The sequence below is a fragment of the Pseudomonas syringae pv. cilantro genome (assembly GCF_001293775.1).
GTDB lineage: Bacteria > Pseudomonadota > Gammaproteobacteria > Pseudomonadales > Pseudomonadaceae > Aquipseudomonas > Aquipseudomonas syringae_P.
This window is the reverse complement of sequence record NZ_LGLN01000056.1, coordinates 118,826-123,057: the sequence shown is the minus strand read 5'-3', so window position 1 is coordinate 123,057 and position 4,232 is coordinate 118,826. Positions and strand designations below refer to the sequence as shown.

The window sequence follows — 4,232 nt, the reverse complement described above, 5'->3', positions numbered from 1 at the left end:
CACGTTGGCATCACGCAGAGGGTGCCTTTTTAGGAGGATTACCCTGTATAGGAATTATTGAAATTCCTATACATCAAGCAGGATGCCAAAAACTTCGGTTGGCGCCAGATGATCCGCGAGCGCGAGAAGCGCGCCTTGCTGGAGCCGCTGCACCGAATCGCCAAGGCGCTGCTGCCCAAGCTGGGCGTTTCGCAGCAGAACCTGCTGTACTTCGCGAGCCTGGCAAATTTCTACACCGTCCACGATCTGCGCAATCTCAAGGCGGATCAGACCCAACTTTACCTACTGTGCTACGCCTGGCTGCGCTACCGGCAACTCTCCGACAATCTGGTCGATGCAATGGCTTACCACATGAAGCAATTGGAGGAAGAGAGTAGCGCGGGTGCGCAGAAGTCTTTCGTCGCAGAGCAGGTGCGTCGTCAGCAGGACACACCGCAAGTAGGGCGCCTGCTGTTGATCTACGTCGATGACACGGTGGCCGATGCCACACCGTTCGGCGACGTGCGCCAGCGCGCGTACAAGATCATGCCGAAAGATACGCTCCAACTCACCGGCCAGCGCATGAGCGTGAAGCCGGTGAGCAAGCTGTCCCTGCACTGGCAGGCAGTAGACGGCCTGGCCGAACGCAACCGCCGCCATTTGCGACCACTGTACGTCGCACTCGATTTTTCTGGCACTGTCCCCGACAGCCCTTGGCTAAAGGCGCTGGCCTGGGCCAAGAGTGTGTTCGCCAAGCAACAGCGCCTGTCCCAACGGCCCCTAGCTGAATGTCCGGTGGCCACGTTGCCGAAACGGCTGCGGCCGTACCTGCTGACCTTCGATGCCGACGGCAAACCGACCGGTCTGCACGCCGACCGCTACGAGTTCTGGCTGTACCGGCAGATTAGGAAGCGTTTCAAGTCGGGGGAACTCTACCTCGACGACAGCCTGCAACACCGCCACTTATCAGACGAGCTGGTCTCGATGAACGAGAAGGCCGACACGCTTGCGCAAATGGACATCCCCTTCCTACGGCAGCCGGTGGACGCCCAGCTCGATGCGCTGACGCGGGAGCTGCGCGCGCAGTTGCTGGCATTCAACCGCGAGCTGAAGCGGGGCAAGCTGACGCACCTCACCTACGATAAGGACGCGAAGACGCTGATCTGGCACAAGCCCAAGGGCGAGAATCAGAAGGTGCGCGAGCAGTCGTTCTACGAGCAATTGCCGTACTGCGATGTTGCCGACGTATTCCGCTTCGTCAATGGTCAATGCCATTTTTTGTCCGCGTTGACGCCATTGCAGCCGCGCTATGCGAAGAAGGTGGCCGACGCCGATAGTTTGATGGCGGTCGTCATCGCGCAGGCGATGAACCACGGCAATCAGGTCATGGCACGCACCAGCGACATTCCTTACCACGTGCTAGAGACGACCTATCAACAGTACCTGCGCCAAGCATCGCTCCAGGCCGCCAACGACCGGATCAGCAATGCCATCGCCGCGTTGCCGATTTTCCCCCATTACTCGTTCGACCTGGATGCGTTGTACGGTGCCGTCGATGGTCAGAAATTCAGCATCGAGCGCCCAACCGTGAAGGCGCGCCACTCGCGCAAATACTTTGGCCGTGGCAAGGGTGTCGTCGCCTACACGTTGCTGTGTAACCACGTGCCGCTCAACGGCTATTTGATCGGCGCACACGACTTCGAGGCGCACCACGTGTTCGACATCTGGTATCGCAACACGTCGGACGTCGTGCCGACCGCGATTACCGGTGATATGCACAGCGTCAATAAGGCCAACTTCGCCATCTTGCACTGGTTCGGTCCACGCTTTGAGCCGCGCTTCACCAATCTCGAAGACCAACTCCAAGAATTGTACAGCGCCGATGATCCGGCGCTTTACGAGAAGTGCCTGATCCGGCCGGTCGGCCAGATCGATCAGCAGCTCATCATCAGTGAAAAACCGAACATCGACCAGATCGTTGCCACGCTAGGCCTCAAAGAGATGACGCAAGGCACGCTGATCCGCAAGCTTTGCACCTACACCGCGCCGAATCCGACACGGCGCGCGATCTTCGAGTTCGACAAGCTCATCCGTAGCATCTACACGTTACGTTACCTGCGCGATCCGCAGTTGGAACGGAACGTACATCGCTCGCAGAACCGCGTCGAGTCCTACCACCAGCTACGCTCGACCATCGCACAGGTCGGTGGAAAGAAGGAATTGACCGGGCGCACCGACATTGGAATCGAGATCAGCAACCAGTGCGCTAGGCTGATCGCCAACGCCATCATCTACTACAACTCGGCCATCCTGTCGCACCTGCTGACGAAGTGCGAAGCGAGCGGCAATGCCAAGGCCGTGGCGCTGATCACCAAGATTTCACCGGCGACCTGGCGGCACATTCTGCTGAATGGGCACTACACCTTCCAAAGCGACAAAATGATCGACCTGGACGCACTACTGGCAGGGCTGGAGTTGGGGTGACGGAATTTTCTGGGGTTCCGGCTTACAACCCCAAAAACGCGATGATTGCAGGTCGGCGCCATTTCGATTGCNGGGGTTCCGGCTTACAACCCCAAAAACGCGATGATTGCAGGTCGGCGCCATTTCGATTGCAGGCCGCTACAGCTAACGCTTGATATGAATGATCACCATCGGAACCGAAACGGAAACCGGTGGAGGCGGTGCTGTGACGACATTGGCGATTACAGCAACGGCTAGCTGAAGCAGAAAAGCGACAACTGAGGATTTGAGGTTTTGCATTTCGGTATCCCGATTTTGATAAGGGATACGAATTAGTGAGTCACGACGGTTAACGATCCACTTGGGGCTTTTCCAAAAAAGTGGCTCGGCGGAACAACCAAAAGTGGGGCCGCGTCGGAGCGGCCCCACTACAACCAGCAACCCTGCTTAGGAGATTTGCCCATGAGTGAAGGTATGAATGATATCAAGCGTATGTAGTGGTCACTTTCACCACAACCCACTCAGCAGTAGAGCGTGTCGCGACCGTACAGAACGCGGTCAGGCATCAGCAGAACATTGACACTGTTGTCCTCGCCGGTATGCACGTCCTCTTCGCCTTCGGATACATGCAAGCGCGCCCCTTCGATTGAATAACTGCCTTTCAATGCCAAAAAGCTTTGCTCGTCGTCATAGCTGCCAGCCTCTTCCTCTTTAGGCATGATCATTCCGCCTACCAGGGAGTATTTGATTTGCAAAGCACCTTTCTCGCGCATCGCTTGATCGAGAGTAGCCATGGTATCCTCTGGTGAACCGATACCACTGTGGTGATAGACACCCAGCACCGGAAGCCCTTCTCTATCCATGCCTCTTGCACACACTGCAATGCAGGGTCCCAGGCCAGTGGTGCCAATGCCTTGGCAGCCGTCTTTAGAGTTGATGACATCGAACTCGTCCATGTCGACATCCCTCACGTTCGAGGCCAACACGTTGCTGCCTTTAGGCACAAACTCAATCGGCCCACCTCTAAACAACTCGGCGTGCAGCCGCTCAAGCGCCCTGAAGGGCGCGCGGTCCTGATCATTGACCGGTCGGTGGCTTAGCTCGCGTGACGATGAGCCAATTTGATAGACTTGCCTGCCACCGCCCAATAAGGAGTTGGATGTAACTGGGATTTCTAGCCCACCAGCCGCAGGTTTGAAGTGTCGTTGTTGGAGCGTGTTGAGAGCGTTCAAGTGTGGGCTGTTGGAGGGGCCTGCTTGAGTGTTAATGTTTAGGCGTTGAGCATCAAAAGCTTTAGCTAACATTGTGTCCCTGCGGCACTGCTCAGACGGGCTCCCCATCAATTGGCGCAGTCGCTGGGCCTGCATGCTTAGCGTTGCCCCCGGCCTTTGTAGCCCTTCCGACGCTTGGGCGATAGATGTTGTGGTGGCAACTAGAGGGGAATTATCGGGCGCTGAGGCGAAGCGGTTTTGCGCTTCCTCCGTAGGGGCCGTGTAATTGAAGCTGGAATTTACTGAGCTGGTTGAAATGCGATTCATTGAAAAACCTCTTTGTCAAGAAAATTACGGTGCAGGAGCAGGCCTGCAGTACTCATTTTTACCCTTGTGGAGAGGGCGGAGGTTTTAGTGGAGCCGCACCAGCTTGCAGTTCCTAGCCTATTGGGAAATATTTGCTCTCTAGCTGTAGCGGCTCGCGTTTGAAAACACGCCTGCTCGCAATCAGCGCCTTTTTCGGCTCAGATTATTTGCGCGTATCCGGTGCAGTTGGCTCAGATTAACTGCATCCCAGCT

General features: G+C 56.5%; 1 protein-coding gene and 1 pseudogene. One reads left to right on the top strand and one right to left on the bottom strand.

Annotated features, from left to right (window positions below; all coding sequences use genetic code 11):
* Window positions 1-72: 72 nt before the first annotated feature.
* Window positions 73-2,463 (top strand): annotated as a pseudogene (locus ABJ99_RS14285) (Tn3-like element ISPsy30 family transposase); the annotation flags it as partial.
* A gap of 500 nt (window positions 2,464-2,963) precedes the next feature.
* On the opposite strand, the gene xopAK reads toward ABJ99_RS14285, so the two are convergent.
* Window positions 2,964-3,980, bottom strand: coding sequence for a XopAK family type III secretion system effector (xopAK, locus tag ABJ99_RS29185; protein WP_080378158.1), 1,017 nt, complete (start codon window positions 3,978-3,980; stop codon window positions 2,964-2,966).
* Between the last annotated feature and the right edge of the window lie 252 nt (window positions 3,981-4,232).

What these genes read in the sequence shown, in the direction of transcription:
- xopAK (WP_080378158.1), bottom strand. Translation starts at nt 3,980, where the DNA reads ATGAATCGCATTTCAACCAGCTCAGTAAATTCCAGCTTCAATTACACG.